General features: G+C 39.7%; 17 protein-coding genes. 14 read left to right on the top strand and 3 right to left on the bottom strand.

The features are described 5' to 3' along the window. The first annotated feature begins 150 nt into the window (after positions 1–150). The 6 genes from MKY17_RS11980 to MKY17_RS12005 all read left to right on the top strand — a co-directional run bounded on the left by MKY17_RS11980 (position 151) and on the right by MKY17_RS12005 (position 2,725). The gene (locus tag MKY17_RS11980; RefSeq protein ID WP_098371887.1) at positions 151–684 is read left to right on the top strand and encodes a TlpA disulfide reductase family protein; all 534 of its coding nucleotides are present in this window, start codon (positions 151–153) and stop codon (positions 682–684) included. A 411-nt stretch (positions 685–1,095) separates the two neighbouring features. Continuing rightward, positions 1,096–1,224, top strand: a complete 129-nt coding sequence (locus MKY17_RS11985; protein WP_072272906.1) for an FbpB family small basic protein — start codon at positions 1,096–1,098, stop codon at positions 1,222–1,224. 140 nt (positions 1,225–1,364) lie between these two features. Next, the gene (locus MKY17_RS11990; protein ID WP_057275900.1) at positions 1,365–1,508 is read left to right on the top strand and encodes an acid-soluble spore protein N; all 144 of its coding nucleotides are present in this window, start codon (positions 1,365–1,367) and stop codon (positions 1,506–1,508) included. Positions 1,509–1,566: 58 nt separating this feature from the next. Beyond that, on the top strand, positions 1,567–1,812 hold the full coding sequence (tlp, locus tag MKY17_RS11995) for a small acid-soluble spore protein Tlp (RefSeq protein WP_098371888.1): 246 nt from the start codon (positions 1,567–1,569) through the stop codon (positions 1,810–1,812). A gap of 162 nt (positions 1,813–1,974) precedes the next feature. Further along, a complete protein-coding gene (locus MKY17_RS12000) occupies positions 1,975–2,406 on the top strand; it encodes a thioesterase family protein (RefSeq protein WP_098371889.1) in 432 nt (143 codons plus the stop codon). A 25-nt stretch (positions 2,407–2,431) separates the two neighbouring features. Beyond that, positions 2,432–2,725 carry a hypothetical protein gene (locus MKY17_RS12005; RefSeq protein ID WP_098371890.1) on the top strand — a complete coding sequence of 98 codons (294 nt, stop codon included), beginning with the start codon at positions 2,432–2,434 and terminating at the stop codon, positions 2,723–2,725. Between the two features lie 37 nt (positions 2,726–2,762). On the opposite strand, the gene MKY17_RS12010 is transcribed toward MKY17_RS12005, so the two are convergent. Next, positions 2,763–3,059, bottom strand: a complete 297-nt coding sequence (locus MKY17_RS12010; protein WP_098371891.1) for a HesB/YadR/YfhF family protein — start codon at positions 3,057–3,059, stop codon at positions 2,763–2,765. A 90-nt stretch (positions 3,060–3,149) separates the two neighbouring features. On the opposite strand from MKY17_RS12010, the gene MKY17_RS12015 reads away from it, so the two are divergent. Next, positions 3,150–3,638 (top strand): NUDIX domain-containing protein, encoded by a 489-nt coding sequence (locus tag MKY17_RS12015; RefSeq protein WP_098371892.1) that lies wholly within the window; start codon positions 3,150–3,152, stop codon positions 3,636–3,638. Between the two features lie 156 nt (positions 3,639–3,794). Continuing rightward, positions 3,795–4,010, top strand: a complete 216-nt coding sequence (locus MKY17_RS12020) for a helix-turn-helix transcriptional regulator (RefSeq protein WP_098371893.1) — start codon at positions 3,795–3,797, stop codon at positions 4,008–4,010. A gap of 53 nt (positions 4,011–4,063) precedes the next feature. Here the strand turns inward: MKY17_RS12020 and MKY17_RS12025 are convergent, their stop codons facing one another. Then, positions 4,064–4,207 (bottom strand): YycC family protein, encoded by a 144-nt coding sequence (locus MKY17_RS12025; protein ID WP_098371894.1) that lies wholly within the window; start codon positions 4,205–4,207, stop codon positions 4,064–4,066. Between the two features lie 326 nt (positions 4,208–4,533). Here MKY17_RS12025 and MKY17_RS12030 point away from each other — a divergent pair, with 326 nt between their 5' ends. Beyond that, a complete protein-coding gene (locus MKY17_RS12030) occupies positions 4,534–5,832 on the top strand; it encodes a globin-coupled sensor protein (RefSeq protein ID WP_098371895.1) in 1,299 nt (432 codons plus the stop codon). A 56-nt stretch (positions 5,833–5,888) separates the two neighbouring features. Here the strand turns inward: MKY17_RS12030 and plsY are convergent, their stop codons facing one another. Further along, entirely contained in the window at positions 5,889–6,476 is a 588-nt protein-coding gene (gene plsY / locus MKY17_RS12035) for a glycerol-3-phosphate 1-O-acyltransferase PlsY (RefSeq protein WP_098371896.1), read from the bottom strand. A gap of 492 nt (positions 6,477–6,968) precedes the next feature. Here plsY and MKY17_RS12040 point away from each other — a divergent pair, with 492 nt between their 5' ends. The 5 genes from MKY17_RS12040 (at position 6,969) to MKY17_RS12060 (ending at position 15,312) form a co-directional block, all read left to right on the top strand. After that, entirely contained in the window at positions 6,969–7,379 is a 411-nt protein-coding gene (locus tag MKY17_RS12040) for a CoA-binding protein (protein ID WP_098371897.1), read from the top strand. A 386-nt stretch (positions 7,380–7,765) separates the two neighbouring features. Then, the gene (parE, locus tag MKY17_RS12045) at positions 7,766–9,751 is read left to right on the top strand and encodes a DNA topoisomerase IV subunit B (protein ID WP_098371898.1); all 1,986 of its coding nucleotides are present in this window, start codon (positions 7,766–7,768) and stop codon (positions 9,749–9,751) included. Beyond that, complete coding sequence (parC, locus tag MKY17_RS12050) at positions 9,741–12,185, top strand: DNA topoisomerase IV subunit A (protein ID WP_098371899.1); 2,445 nt, start codon at positions 9,741–9,743, stop codon at positions 12,183–12,185. The genes parE and parC overlap by 11 nt, the downstream gene beginning before the upstream one ends. Positions 12,186–12,520: 335 nt before the next feature. After that, positions 12,521–14,122 carry a long-chain fatty acid--CoA ligase gene (locus MKY17_RS12055; RefSeq protein ID WP_098371900.1) on the top strand — a complete coding sequence of 534 codons (1,602 nt, stop codon included), beginning with the start codon at positions 12,521–12,523 and terminating at the stop codon, positions 14,120–14,122. Between the two features lie 38 nt (positions 14,123–14,160). Then, positions 14,161–15,312 carry an acyl-CoA dehydrogenase family protein gene (locus MKY17_RS12060; RefSeq protein ID WP_063233560.1) on the top strand — a complete coding sequence of 384 codons (1,152 nt, stop codon included), beginning with the start codon at positions 14,161–14,163 and terminating at the stop codon, positions 15,310–15,312. The last annotated feature ends 18 nt before the right edge of the window (positions 15,313–15,330 follow it).

Consider the following 15,330-nt stretch of genomic DNA (forward strand, 5'->3'; position numbering starts at 1 on the left):
CAAGTTTATGAAACAAAGCGATATCATGATATGATTTGAAGGAATTACACTTTTCCGGATGTCAATTTATTGTTAAGATGGAATAGGGAAGTTGTTCTATTTCTGGAAATGGACTAATATTTTTATTGTAATGGGACTAGGAGGACGAGTATGCTTAAAAAAATTATTGCTTCGGTGGCCTTACTGTCACTTATTACGGTAGCGATCGTGCAGGCGATGGATAATGAACCAAAGGGAAATGACGAAAAAGATGCTTTGGGCGGATTGGAAATTGGAGCTAAAGCACCGGATTTCTCCCTGAAAACTTTGGATGGGAAACAAGTTGAATTATCTGATTATAAGGGTAAAAAGGTAATGCTGAATTTTTGGGCTACGTGGTGTCCGCCTTGCAAGAAGGAAATGCCGGATATGGAGAAATATGCACAGCAAGCTGGTGATGATGTCGTCGTTCTAGCCGTCAATATTGACCCCGAAAACGATGTACAAGCATTTGTAGAGGATAATGGAATTACTTTTACAATTCCGCTGGACAGTCAAAGTGCCAAGAATCCAGTGAATGAGCGTTACAAGATTCTTAGCATACCAACAACTTACTTCATCGACAAAGAAGGCATTATCAGGAATAAGGTAATTTCAGCCATGCAACTTAAAGATATGGAACGAAATATAAATAGTATGCAGTAGGGGAACCTTTATGAAGTTCAATCAGTATTGAAGAAATTAGCGTCACTTGGCAGACAGTCGGCGGTAAAGGAGCGGATATTCTTAAAAACAACGGGAACGTTTTTTTCAGAACAAAAAGGTAGGTCAATTGGCCTTTCACCGAAATTTTAATACAATAAAACGGAACCTTTAGGTTCCGTTTTATTGTATGTTAACAAAGTTGTCAAAATTTAATGGAAAAATCAAAAAAATTAAAAAATTATGGTTAATATTTGTGAAAAAAGGGTTAAAGTATAGAGAGTGGAGAAATGGAACTTTATCGGATTAAAAATCTGATAATTATGACAATTTCAGGGATGGAAACCATATAGTCATAATTTTACGTTAATTTGGCAATACTGAATAGTATATTAAAATAAGTAGGTGAAAAGCATGAAAAAAAGAAAAAGGACATTTGAAGAATTAATTAAAGAAAACAAAAGGGAATTATTGATGGACGTTAAACAAATGGAAAGACTTGAGGAACGTCTTGAAAAAAAACATATGCAAAAGGCTGAATAAGTTTTGCAAAAGATATATTAAAAAGAGCCAGTGCCATGAAGGTCCCTTCAAAGTGCTGGCTCTTTTTTCATGGCTTTTTCAAAAACTGGCATTCATGAATTTCCTCTTTTTAATCCATGATAAGAGAAGGAGGCGATAGAATGGGTAATCCAAAAAAAGATTCCAAACACTTTAGACCAAGCCATCTAGGGACACAACCAATAGCAGCGGGTGGGAATAACGGTAAGAAAATGCAGGACAAATCCGGTAAACATCCTCAGGTCATTCAAACTAAAGGCGAGTAACCCTTAATAAAAAGTCGTAATAATATTATGTAAACAAAAAAACATGAGGTGAAAATTAATGGGCTCTTATAAACACAATCAGGATAACCGTTTGGATAATGTTGAAAAAATACAGGATGCAATTCAAAATACAGAAGAAAACATAAACGCTGCAAATGAAACGTTATCATTCTCTTCAGGAGAGGAAAAACAGGCAATTCAGGCTAAAAATGACCGAAGAAGAAAAAGCATTGAAGGAATGAAGGAAGAAATGCAAGATGAGCAAGAAGCACGGGAAAGCGGTTATAGTAACGATAATATGTAAATAACCGGGTAAAGGGGAGAAAGAGGCGAGCAATCTTTCTCCTCTTTTATTTTTAGGGTTAATGAAAGGGAAGGAGTCCCGGATTAAGTCAGCTTAAATGAAATTTGCACATTTGTTATGGTAAAATGTTTATTGCAATAGAAATGAAAGTGGGGAAACAAAATGTTCATAGCTGAAAACGAAATTGAAGTGCGGTATGCAGAGACAGATCAAATGGGTGTTGTTTACCATGCGAATTATTTAATATGGATGGAACTAGGCAGGACAAAATTGATAAATGATTTAGGATTTTATTATGCTGATATGGAAGCGGATGGCATCCTCTCACCTGTTATGGATATTCAGGCTTCGTATAAAACCCCTGTAAGATATGGTGATATGGTAAAAGTTAAAACTTGGATTGAAAAGTATGACGGCTTACGGGTCATTTATGGGTATGAAATCGTTAATGGGAAAAATGAAGTCGCGGCTACAGGTCATTCTTCTCACGTTTGCGTTAAAAAGGAGAGCTTCCGCCCGATATCCATTAAACGCATGTATCCTGAATGGCATGAGGCCTATGAGAAAAATAAAAAGAAGGATGAATTGGTTTAATTATATTTATTGAGGTGATCAAGAAATGGCTTTTGGGATTAAACGGGGAGACGTAGTGGCCTGGAAGCAGAAAATCGATCAAGGCCAAATAGCTTTTTTAACTCATTATTGGCTAGATGACCGATTTCCTGGCTGTAAGACGGTTACAAAAGTGGGATGCAAAGATTTACTGCGTTTATCGGAGTGGGGTAAGAAATACGGGCTTAAAAAAGAGTGGATTCACCACAGGAAGGATGGCTATTCTCATTTCGATCTTTTAGGGGACAAGCAAGCGGAAATTTTAAGGGCGGAACATATAAAAGAGCGCCTGCTCGATTGAACAAGAAAAAACAGCAGTTAACACCGCTGCTTTATTGTCAGGCACTCTTTTCATAGTGGAATTCTGGTTCAGTCAGTTTTTCATTAAAAGTAATAAGTAAATCGTGATCATCAAAGTACCATAAATCCTTTTCTTCTACATAAAAATTAATCTCATTCATAGTTGTTACTGCTGCTGCTGTTTCAGGTTCTTCTTGCATGATACCTAATGAAAAGCCGCTTTGGACGGTACTATGCCCGCCATATCTTACATAAAAGCGCAAATGAGAGCCTTCTTGAAGCCCCAGCTCATCAATATACCACTTGGCTGCTTGATCGGAAATGGTCAGTTTCATACTAATTCTCCTTCCTAGAGGTTCGTTATTTAAGTATAAAGTAATTATGAGGTAGATGCGAATAATGTGCGTTTAAGAAAGGAAACAACCATGGATATTATATATAATATTTGTTTCATAACTCGAAAAAGATCCAACGAAGTTGAAGTGTTGATGCTATTTCGCCAAAAGAATCCGAATAGGCATAAATGGAATGGTATAGGCGGGAAAATAGAACAAGGTGAAACCATCGATGAATCGATGGAACGGGAAATTCTTGAAGAAACTGGATTGAAGGTAAGGGGGATGGCCTTTCGAGGGATCGTGACATGGAATCAAACGGGCGGAATGTATGTTTACAGAGCTGAAGATGCAGGGGGCGGACTATCTGCCTGTGATGAAGGGGAACTTGCCTGGAAGCCATATAAATGGGTTTTGGAGTCAAATGAAGTTGTGTCCAACATAAAGTATTATCTAAAAGATATATTACAGGATGAACCACCACTAGAATTTGCCTGTACCTATGAAATTGAACACTTAATATCAGTCAAAAAGAAGCCATTGCCTGATTTGGCAAAAGAATTGATCTTCACCAATTGAAAACCGCCCATGTGCGGTTTTTTTGCCTATTTTGATTCCTAGAATATTCGGGGAATTGGTATATTTAATGGGGTAAGCAAGATTCTGAAAATTATAAAGCTAAAAACAAAATACCATCTAGAGATGCTGATTTGCGGAAACGGAGCTGTTAAAAAGATGGTGCTGCTTTCATTTTTGGCTCAAAAGGATATGTATGGGTATGAGATGATCGTTATTTACATTATAAAAGAAGGCATGCTGTATCCAGCTTTAAAAAGGCTGGAAGAGAAAGAGTATTTAAATAGTTACCGGCAGGATTCCTTAGAAGGACTAAAAAGGAAATATTTATGCGACGAAATTGGGTATTGCTCAGTTTCAAGATATACTCCGTAAGGTCTTTTTGCACACATATGAGTGCGCACAAAAATAGCTGCAGATTCCTGCAGCTATTTTGTATTTTCTTTTGCTTCTGCCTCGGCAAGCTTTCTCAGCAAGACGGGTGTAGGCATATGCATGATTTGTTCTAAAGGCAAGTTTAGTGACTTGGATAACTTTAATGCGGTTTCCGGTGATATTTGCAATGGCTTCATGGCACTTTCTCCTAACGATATTTAATAACTAGTTACAGTGTAGCCTCTGTTCTACTATTATTCAATCCTTACTTGACCATTTCTCCATTAAACGAAATCCATACTATTCCTTTCATGGGAAGTTAATGTGGAAATATCCTGGGTCCTTTTACCTTGACAAAAGAATTGCGATGAGGCCAGAATAAATTATATATAGTCTTAAGGAATCATTTATTTTAAAGATAATCGATTTATTTTTAATTAAATGGACATTGGGACTCATATCGGTTTGGTGGAATATCTTGGATTCAATTTATCGTGAATTACAAAATAAGGGGGAGAGGGAAATGGGGATTTTCATAAAAGCGAAGCCGGAAAAAGCATTCTGGTTTCAAAAAGTAAAAGAAACGGATGGCATATTGGATGTTACCAGTGAACAGGTGAAACTGCAGGTGAATATCATTGATTTAACTGAATTCGATTTAAAGCTGATCCATGCTTTTAGAGAGGCAATTGAACCTCAGGTCGAGGGAGTTGTTGATGCCTTTTATCAAACGATTCTACAGGTTCCTGAATTAAAAGGAATTATCACGGTGCACAGCACAGTGGGAAAATTGAGGAAAACGTTAATTACTCATATGTTATCTTTATTCAATGGTGTGATTGACGATGATTTTGTTGAATTGCGGACGAAGGTGGCGAAGACTCATTATCGAATTGGCTTACAGCCCCGGTGGTATTCATCCGGTTTTCAAAATGTACAGAATTACTTGCAAAGAATTGTCTTTGAACAATCCCAGAATGAAGAAGAGCAGCGTGCATTAATATCAGCGATAGGAAAAATACTCAATCTCGAACAGCAATTAGTTCTTGAGGCATATGAAGTGGAAAATTTAAAAGCTAGGGAAAATCAATATAAGGAAATAAAAGAGGAAGTGAGAAGTAAAATCTCGTTAGTTAGTCAAGAAGTCCTGTATTTAAGTGAAGAAACGGATGCTTCCGTTAAGCAATTGATAGAAAACGGGCAATATGTCAAAATGCAGATCGCAACGCGTGCTGAACAATCACTTCGTTCAAAAACAATGGCTGAAGAGGGGCAGAATCGTATGCAGATCTTAACGGAAAAGATACAAAACCTTGTTATCTTCATGAAAAATGTTGATGAAAAGATCGTTTTATTAAACCAATCTTTCTTAAGCATTACCGAGTTTGTTAAGCTTGTACAGGGAATAGCCGACCAGACAAATTTACTATCATTGAACTCAGCAATCGAGGCAGCACGGGCAGGTGAACATGGTAATGGATTTGCAGTTGTTTCAAATGAGGTCAGGAAACTTGCTGAACAGACTAAAAAATCGATAGCTGAAATAGATGCAATCGTGCAAACATCAAATGAATATATGAAAGATGTTGTTGATTCTGTCCTAAGGGTCAAGGAAGTGGTTCAAGCAGGAGAAAAAGAATCGGAATTAACAGAAAATTCTTTTAATGAAATAATCGGTGTTATCAAAGGGAATATAACCGATTCTGCAGAAATGGAAATGAAAATTCAGGGATTAGTGTCAATCATCCAGGAAATCGGAAACGATACTGAAAAGGTTTCGAGGCATGCCGGTATCCTGAATAACACGGCTAATGAATTGTAGAATGGAAAATAGGCCCATGCATACGGGCCTATTTTCACTTGGATATGCGCATGTTCTTATAACCACTTTACCTTCGGTTCAGTTTTATCAATAATCCGCTTGATGTTTGCGCGATGCCGGTAAAAAATGAAGATCGTTATTATACTAATTACAATAATGAGCGCCAAATCATCAATATGAAAAACTAAACTGTAGATGAGAGCAAGTAGACAAGCAATCATGGATGAAAGCGAGACATATTTGGATATGTATAAGGATATAAAGAAAATGATGACGGCAAAGACAAAAAACCATGGTTCATAAGCAAGAATGACACCAGCAGAAGTTGCCACCGCTTTTCCGCCCCGAAAGTTTGCAAAAATGGGAAACATATGACCGATTACCGCTATAACTCCTGCTAGCAATAAATGCATGTCCACGCCTAGCATATACGGCAGAAAAGTTGCTAGGGTACCCTTAAGTATATCCATGATAGTAACGGTTAGCCCTGCCTTGACACCAAGTGTCCTGAAGGTATTTGTCCCGCCCAGATTTTTACTGCCATGCTCCCGGATGTCGATTTTGTAAAATGTTTTACCAATTATTAAACCGGAAGGAATCGAACCGATCAGGTAGGCAGCCAGTAAAGTGATAAATGTAAGCATTCTATTACCCTTTCTTTTAAGAAAAATCTTCTTTTTTTATCACGTTTAAGTGTCGATTGTTCCCTTTTTCAAAAATAAACGTGTAGAAATAGCTAAAAACAGCCTTAAAATACCTGTTAAGCTTCTCTTATTGTAACATTTTCGTGACAAAATGGTATGGCTGTCCAAAAAAAATCCACTAAAAAAATGAATTTTCCTTGATGAACTTACATCTTTTGATATAGGTTAAGTTCATGAAGGGTGAAAGGTTTAGCCTTCCTTATTTTCGTCAATATAAAATGATGGATGCCTCCTTGTATAAATTGTTACAATACGTGGTAGTCTGTATGAACATAAGAAAGTTAGGTGAGTCATGCCTTTTCGAAACTTTTTCTTTCTTGTATAATGGTTTTTCTTAATAATGGCAATAAACAGCTTTTGTCTGTAAAATACCTTAGTTAGGAATACTCTTTAGTCAAATATTACATTTTATTATAAAGGGGATTGAAAAGAATGATAGAAAATCCAAGCAGGGAAGAAATGGGAAAGATGTTGAAAAAATCAAAGCGCATTGCTGTCGTTGGTTTATCTAATAACCCTGAGCGTACTTCTTATATGGTATCGAAGGCCATGCAGGAAAGCGGATATGAAATCATTCCGGTAAACCCTGCTATATCTGAAGTGCTAGGTGTCAAGGCAGTTAAAGCCCTGAAAGATATTGAAGGGCACGTCGATATCGTCAATGTTTTCCGCCGTTCAGAGTTCCTTCCGGAGATAGCCAAGGAATTTGCAGAAATCGATGCAGATATCTTTTGGGCGCAGCTAGGGGTAGAAAATGAAGAAGCCTATAATTTTTTGAAAGAAAAAGGATATACTGTCATCATGAATCGATGCATAAAAGTCGAACACGCCCTTACCAAGTAAAATGAAGAGCGGAACTTCCGCTCTTTTTTTTAGGCATCGCTGTATCTCAACCGGAGAAAAAAACTAAAAGGCAGCCATAGCGGGCATTGAGCGGTCGGGAAATTTGGGCCATTAAAGCTTAATTTGATTAAAATAATAAAAGTATATTTGCCAAATGAAAATTTACCGCTACAATTAGAATGGTAGCTATGATACGTTTTGTTCCACACAAATGTGCAAACGCTAATAAAAAGGACGAAAAAATAGAACACTTGTTCTTTGTTCGAGAAAGTATTATACTTTTTATAAGATATTAACGTATTAATGAATTTGTTAAGCTAGTGAGTCATTTCATTGCAGTATGATTTGGCCCGGAAATTGTGTTTAGTATGGAAAGGGGAATTTCTGTGGCAAAGAAAGTAAAAACAATCGAGTACAATGATGATGCAATTCAGGTACTGGAAGGACTCGAAGCGGTCAGAAAACGTCCCGGTATGTATATCGGCAGTACTGATGCACGCGGACTTCATCATTTAGTGTACGAGATTGTAGATAACTCCGTAGATGAGGCTTTAGCTGGATATGGAGACCAAATTAGTGTGAAAATACATAAAGATAACAGTGTAAGTGTGTCTGATAAAGGGCGCGGAATGCCTATTGGCATGCATAAATTAGGTAAACCGACGCCTGAAGTCATTTTGACGATTCTTCATGCTGGAGGTAAATTTGGACAAGGCGGATATAAAACGAGTGGAGGCCTTCATGGAGTAGGTGCTTCGGTCGTTAACGCGTTGTCTGAATGGCTTGTCGTGACGATCAAAAGGGACGGGTTCATTTACGAACAACGTTTTTTCAATGGCGGAAAGCCAGAAACCACACTGGAGAAAATCGGTAAAACCAATCAAGCTGGGACCAAAATCCACTTCAAGCCCGATCCGAAAATATTTTCGGTGACGACTTATAATTATGATATCCTATGTGAGCGTCTTCGCGAATCGGCTTTTCTTTTAAAAGGCATGAAGATAGAATTGACGGATGAGCGTAACGACCATAATGAAATTTTTCACTATGAAAATGGAATTGAAGCGTTTGTTGATTATTTAAATGAAGAAAAAGAGACCCTTCATAGTGTAGTCAGCTTGGAAGGGGAACAAAATGGGATAGAGGTCGAACTCGCCTTTCAATTCAACGATGGTTATTCAGAAAATATTTTAAGTTTTGTAAATAACGTTCGTACAAAGGACGGAGGCACCCATGAGATTGGTGCAAAAACGGCTATGACAAGGGCATTTAATGATTATGCCAGAAAAATGGGTCTATTAAAGGAAAAAGATAAAAACCTCGAAGGTACCGATATACGTGAAGGCTTGTCTTCAATCATTTCAGTACGTATCCCTGAAGAACTTCTTCAATTCGAAGGACAAACCAAGAGCAAGCTTGGAACCAGTGAAGCCCGTTCTGCAGTCGATTCCATCGTATCAGAGCACTTAGCCTACTTTTTTGAAGAAGATCCGACCACGAGTACCCTATTGGTTAAAAAAGCGATTAAAGCGTTCCAAGCAAGGGAAGCGGCACGCAAAGCTCGTGAGGACGCAAGAAGCGGGAAGAAAAGGAAAAAATCTGATGCCATCCTTTCTGGGAAATTAACACCAGCTCAATCGAAAAATCCCGAAAGGAATGAATTGTATCTTGTGGAAGGGGACTCTGCTGGGGGATCCGCTAAACAAGGGCGGGATCGCCGTTTCCAAGCAGTACTGCCATTACGGGGTAAAGTTATCAATACGGAAAAGGCCAAACTAGCCGATATTTTTAAAAACGAGGAAATAAATACGATCATCCATGCTATCGGCGGAGGTGTCGGGGCGGAGTTCAACACGCCGGACACTAACTATGATAAAGTGATCATCATGACTGATGCCGATACGGATGGTGCCCATATCCAAGTGCTGCTGCTGACTTTCTTTTATCGCTATATGAAGCCGTTAATAGAGTCAGGGAAGGTTTACATTGCCTTGCCCCCTTTATATAAAGTGAGCAAAGGGGCCGGGAAGAAAGAAGTCATTGAATATGCTTGGAGTGACGAAGAACTTCAGGGAGCGATAGACAAGGTGGGGAAAGGCTATATGATTCAGCGCTATAAAGGGCTGGGTGAGATGAATGCCGACCAATTATGGGATACCACCATGAACCCGGAAACAAGGACATTGATACGTGTGAAGATCGATGATGGCGCCCGTGCAGAAAGACGTGTGACAACATTGATGGGAGATAAGGTTGAACCGCGTCGTAAGTGGATTGAAGCCAATGTCGCTTTTGGTCTCGAAGAGGAATCGAATATTTTAGATAATGAAAATATGTCGATTGAAGAGGAGGTCATTAACGATGGTATTTGAAGAAACGTTTCGAGATTTGCCGCTTGAAGAGGTAATTGGTGACCGCTTCGGGCGTTATAGTAAATATATTATCCAAGATCGGGCACTTCCGGATGCTAGGGACGGTTTAAAACCGGTGCAGCGCAGGATATTGTATGCGATGCATGTCGAAGGAAATACCCAGGAAAAAGGATTCAGGAAATCCGCAAAAACGGTCGGTAATGTAATTGGTAACTATCACCCTCACGGAGATTCGTCCGTTTATGAGGCAATGGTTCGGATGAGCCAAGACTGGAAGCTGCGGAAGGTCATGGTCCAAATGCACGGAAACAATGGCAGTATCGATGGTGATCCTCCTGCTGCGATGCGGTATACGGAAGCAAGGCTTTCATCGATTGCCTCCGAGATGCTGCGGGATATAGAAAAAAGGACGGTCGATTTCGTACCGAACTTTGATGATACTTCAGAAGAGCCTATTGTATTGCCTGCAATGTTCCCTAACCTGCTTGTAAACGGCTCTACTGGAATTTCAGCCGGCTATGCCACTGAAATCCCGCCACATCAACTAGGTGAAGTCATTGATGCTGCCATTATGCGAATCGATAAGCCGGAAGCGACAGTCGCTGATTTAATGACGGTCATTAAAGGGCCGGATTTTCCTACTGGCGGTATCATTCAAGGAATTGAAGGCATTCGTAAGGCCTATGAAACAGGTAAAGGGAAAATAATCATTCGCGGGTTGGCGGAAGTGGAAACGATTCGGGGCGGCAAGCAGCAAATCGTCATCACTGAAATCCCATATGAAGTCAATAAAGCAAACCTTGTCAAGAAAATGGATGAGTTCCGTCTTGACCGGAAAGTGGAAGGCATTGCCGAAGTAAGGGATGAAACCGACCGTACAGGACTGCGCATTGTCATTGAACTGAAAAAAGAAGCAGATGCAAATGGAGTTCTGCATTATTTATACAAAAATTCCGATCTCCAAATCGCATACAATTTCAATATGGTTGCGATTTATAAAAAACGGCCAACATTAATGAGCCTGCCTAAAATGCTCGATGCATATATCGAGCACCGTAAAGAGGTAATCGTGAACCGTTCACGTTATGAGTTGCAAAAGGCACATGACAGGGCACATATCGTCGATGGTTTAGTGAAGGCTTTATCCATATTAGATGAAGTAATCGCTGTCATCCGGGCATCTAAAGACAAACGGAATGCTAAAGATAACCTCATTGCTAAATTCGCTTTTACAGAAGCGCAAGCTGAAGCCATTGTCTCCTTGCAGTTATATAGGCTGACAAATACCGATATTACAGCACTTGAAGCAGAGGCAGCGGAATTGAAGAACAAAATTGAAGAATTGACAAAGATTCTTGGCAGTGAAAAAGTTCTTCTTCAAGTAATTAAAAAAGAACTTAGATTCATTAAAAAGGGCTTTGATGACGGACGGCGTTCCAAAATCGAAAAAGAAATTGAAGAAATCAAAATCAATCTTGAAGTCTTGATTGCTAGTGAAGACGTGATGGTTACCGTGACGAAAGAAGGCTATGTCAAACGGACATCGTTACGATCATATGCAGCATCAGGAGGTCTTGATTTTGGCATGAAGGATTCCGACCGCCTGCTCCAGAGGCTGGAGATGAATACAACTGATGTCCTCTTGCTGTTCACATCCAAAGGGAACTACCTATACTGTCCAGTTCATCAGCTTCCTGATATTCGCTGGAAGGAAACCGGTCAGCATATCGCGAACATCATTCCGATCGACAGGGAAGAACAAATCATAAAAGCGATTCCTATCAAAGATTTTACCATGCCGGAATTCTTAGTGTTCATCACGAAAAATGGTATGGTGAAAAAGACAGAATTAGCTTCCTATAAAGCCCAGCGTCATTCAAAACCGCTGGTTGGTGTCAATTTAAAAGGTGACGATGAACTGGTCGATGTCCACCATACCGATGGACAGGCTGACCTTTTCCTAGTCACTCATAACGGATACGGTCTATGGTTTGATGAAGAAGAAGTAAGTGTTGTCGGTGTCCGGGCAGCAGGAGTAAAAGGGATTAATTTGAAAGAAGATGACTATGTCATTGGCGGAAAGGTTTTGGCCAAGGATAGTAAAGAATCGATCTTTATCGTTACACAGCGCGGGGCCATAAAGAAAATGAAATTAACCGAGTTTGAAAAAACGAGCCGGGCAAAACGCGGTGTCGTGGTCTTGAGGGAATTGAAATCGAATCCTCATAGGGTCATTGGTTTCGATATCATTAACAAAACCGACAGTCTATTCATTCTTTCTGAAAAGGGAACAATTGAAACGATTCATGCCGCATCATTAAAAAATCATGATCGGTATACGAATGGGTCATTTGTTTTTGATGAAACGGTTAGTGGGAAAGCGAAAGAATTATGGAAAATATCATTGGAAGATGACTCCGCCATAGAGCAGTGAATCATTTTTTGAACGGGATGCTGATCTTATCAGCATCCCGTTTATTTTCCTATAAATGATTAGTTATATCCTTCCAGAAAATAATCCCCGCCTGCCCCGCACTACAAGTTGAGTCCTTTTACGAAAGTAATCAATCAATTCAAAAATGACTTATTGAGTCAAATTTAAATCCTAGTATTATGAACCTAATATTATTAAGAGGACAGCAAATAATTCAATTTTGAATTTTACCATTAATTGAATCTATATAACATAACGATTTATTTTTGGCACACTCCTTGCATATTGTTTAGTATGACTTCTTTATTTTTTTGGATGAAGAAAGGGGAGGACCAATGGATAGACCTTGGAAAAAGCATATCCCGCAAGGAAATCCAATTGAAATTGATATTCCTGAAATGTCTTTGACAGAACTATTTTATCAATCAGTCGAACAATATTCGAATAAAACAGCGGTTACGTTCATGGAGCAAAGGTATACATATTCAGAGTTGGGGAAGTTAGTAAAAAGATGTGCACGCGTGCTTGCTGATGAAGGTATTGGAAAGGGGGATCGTGTGGCTCTTATGCTTCCCAATTGTCCCCAATATCCAATTGGTTTTTTTGGAACCCTTTTGAATGGAGCCATTGTTGTCCAAATCAATCCAATGTATAAGGCGAACGAATTAATACATGTCCTGAAAGATTCAGGTGCAAGGCACATCATTGTGCTCGACGATTTATTGCCAATAGTTGAAGCCGTTATAGCTGAAACCGATGTTGAAAAGGTGTTGAGCGTGTCGCTGGAAATGGGCAAATGTGAAATGACAAAAAAGCTACTATCTGTAACAGAGGCAGATTTCACTGTGGAGATTGAACCTGCCGAAGATGTCGCCGTTCTCCAATATACAGGAGGAACGACAGGGCGTTCTAAAGGGGCGATGCTAACCCATCGTAATATTGTTGCCAATACGCTGCAAAGTGCAGCCACTTCAAGTATCAATACTCAAAAGGGGAAGGAAAGGGTACTTGGCGTATCCCCATTATTTCATGTTTACGGCATGACTTCAGGAATGAACCTGACGTTTTATAATGGCGGGGAATTAATTCTTGTATCCCGGTTTCAGGTGACGGAGATCGTCGATATTATCAATAATCTTAAACCGACTATTTTTCCAGGGGTACCGACGATGTATATTGCTTTATTACAATATTACCAGTCACATCCATTTGATTTGGATACATTGAAATCTTGCGTTTCGGGTTCGTCACCATTGCCATTGAATGTACTGTCAAGATTCAACGAATTGAGTGGAACAAAGATTGCAGAGGGCTATGGCCTGTCCGAGGCGTCACCAGTCACGCATCGGAATCCAGTTAGCGGCCTGCAAAAACCCGGAAGTATCGGGATTCCTATACAAAATACCGATGCCGCCATCATTGACAGTATTACAGGGGAGCCAGCCCTCTTGGTTGATACACCAGGTGAATTGGTCATAAAGGGTCCACAGGTGATGAAAGGCTATTGGGGCATGCCTGAAGAGACGCGGCAGACGATTCAAAACGGATGGCTGCATACCGGTGATATTGCCAAAATGGATGAAGATGGCTTCTTTTACATTGTGGGACGGAAGAAAGAGATGATCATCGCAGGCGGTTTCAATATTTATCCAATTGAAATTGAAGATATACTATACAGCCATCCTAAGGTTCTGGAAGCTGCCGTCTTTGGCGTTCCCGATCAATATCGCGGTGAAACGGTACATGCTGCGGTAGTTCTAAAACCGAATGAAAGAATAGCTGAAAACGAATTGAAGGATTATTGCCGAAAGCAGCTCGCTGCCTTTAAAGTCCCAAAAGCAATCATATTTGAAAGTGAACTTCCGAAGACGGCGGTAGGTAAAATCTTAAAACGCAAACTTCAAGAAAAACATATCGCTTATCTGGATAAAATATGAAAGCGTTAACACTAATTCACAAATAAAGGGGAATGCAAATGGACTTTCGCTTAGATGAAGACATCTTGCTATTAAAAGAAAATATACGCCAGTTTATCGAAGAGCAAATCGATCCATTTTCCATGCAGATAGAGGATGAAGATCATATCCCGGAATCCATAATAAATTTATCGAAGGAAATCGGGCTATTCGGACTTAGTATCCCGGAAAGGTATGGCGGACTCGGAATCGGGATGGTAGGAAAATGTGCTTTATATGAGGAAATCGGCAAAACCCATAATGGATATACCACTCTGATAGGGGCCCACACCGGTATAGGGACGGTAGGGATAGTTGAAATGGGAAATGAAATGCAAAAGGAAAAGTATCTACCAGATATGGCAAGCGGTAATAGAATTGGCGCTTTTGCTTTAACTGAGCCTGCAGCGGGGTCCCATGCAACGAATCTCAAAATGACGGCTGTCAAAAATGGCGATAAATATATTCTAAATGGGACCAAGCATTATATAACGAATGCAGATGTAGCAGATATTTTTACAGTTATGGCCGTAACGGACAAAGATAAAGGGGCGAAAGGAATCACCTCATTCATAGTAGAAAAGGATTTTCCGGGTTTTAGAGTTGGTAGCCTGGAAAGGAAGATGGGTCTTCGAGGCTCACATTCGGCCGAATTGGTTTTTGAAGATTGCGAGGTTCCTGCCGAAAATGTACTGGGGGACGTTGGCCAAGGGTATGTAAATGCATTGAAGATCCTTGCAAATGGCCGCGCAGGCCTTGCTGCCCGTAATTTGGGGTCCTGTCAATATCTGCTTGACCTATCTACTAAATATGCCACAGAACGTGAACAATTCAATGTCCCGATCATTGATCATCAAGCCGTATCCCATATGATTGCCGAGATGGCAATGGAAATAGAAGCACTTCGCTCATTCACATACCGGGTTGCATGGATGGTCGATCAGAAAGAAAAAATCATTAAAGAAGCGGCAATGCTTAAATTGTATGGTTCGGAAGTATATAATCGTGTCGCTGATAAGGCCGTTCAGATTCATGGCGGGATGGGATACATGAAGGACTATCCGGTTGAACGTTTCTATCGGGATGCCCGAATCACTAGAATATATGAAGGCACGTCCGAAATCCAAAAAAATATCATTACCGGACAATTGAAGAGAAAATATCAAAACTAGTCTAATTGGAAAGCGGAG

The organism is Peribacillus sp. FSL P2-0133 (assembly GCF_037975445.1).
Lineage (GTDB): Bacteria > Bacillota > Bacilli > Bacillales > DSM-1321 > Peribacillus > Peribacillus simplex_E.

Bases quoted from the DNA above. Each gene is read 5' to 3' on its own strand.
- MKY17_RS11980 (WP_098371887.1), top strand. From the start codon at position 151: ATGCTTAAAAAAATTATTGCTTCGGTGGCCTTACTGTCACTTATTACG.
- MKY17_RS11985 (WP_072272906.1), top strand. From the start codon at position 1,096: ATGAAAAAAAGAAAAAGGACATTTGAAGAATTAATTAAAGAAAACAAA.
- MKY17_RS11990 (WP_057275900.1), top strand. From the start codon at position 1,365: ATGGGTAATCCAAAAAAAGATTCCAAACACTTTAGACCAAGCCATCTA.
- tlp (WP_098371888.1), top strand. From the start codon at position 1,567: ATGGGCTCTTATAAACACAATCAGGATAACCGTTTGGATAATGTTGAA.
- MKY17_RS12000 (WP_098371889.1), top strand. From the start codon at position 1,975: ATGTTCATAGCTGAAAACGAAATTGAAGTGCGGTATGCAGAGACAGAT.
- MKY17_RS12005 (WP_098371890.1), top strand. From the start codon at position 2,432: ATGGCTTTTGGGATTAAACGGGGAGACGTAGTGGCCTGGAAGCAGAAA.
- MKY17_RS12010 (WP_098371891.1), bottom strand. From the start codon at position 3,059: ATGAAACTGACCATTTCCGATCAAGCAGCCAAGTGGTATATTGATGAG.
- MKY17_RS12015 (WP_098371892.1), top strand. From the start codon at position 3,150: ATGGATATTATATATAATATTTGTTTCATAACTCGAAAAAGATCCAAC.
- MKY17_RS12020 (WP_098371893.1), top strand. From the start codon at position 3,795: ATGGTGCTGCTTTCATTTTTGGCTCAAAAGGATATGTATGGGTATGAG.
- MKY17_RS12025 (WP_098371894.1), bottom strand. From the start codon at position 4,207: ATGAAGCCATTGCAAATATCACCGGAAACCGCATTAAAGTTATCCAAG.
- MKY17_RS12030 (WP_098371895.1), top strand. From the start codon at position 4,534: ATGGGGATTTTCATAAAAGCGAAGCCGGAAAAAGCATTCTGGTTTCAA.
- plsY (WP_098371896.1), bottom strand. From the start codon at position 6,476: ATGCTTACATTTATCACTTTACTGGCTGCCTACCTGATCGGTTCGATT.
- MKY17_RS12040 (WP_098371897.1), top strand. From the start codon at position 6,969: ATGATAGAAAATCCAAGCAGGGAAGAAATGGGAAAGATGTTGAAAAAA.
- parC (WP_098371899.1), top strand. From the start codon at position 9,741: ATGGTATTTGAAGAAACGTTTCGAGATTTGCCGCTTGAAGAGGTAATT.
- MKY17_RS12055 (WP_098371900.1), top strand. From the start codon at position 12,521: ATGGATAGACCTTGGAAAAAGCATATCCCGCAAGGAAATCCAATTGAA.
- MKY17_RS12060 (WP_063233560.1), top strand. From the start codon at position 14,161: ATGGACTTTCGCTTAGATGAAGACATCTTGCTATTAAAAGAAAATATA.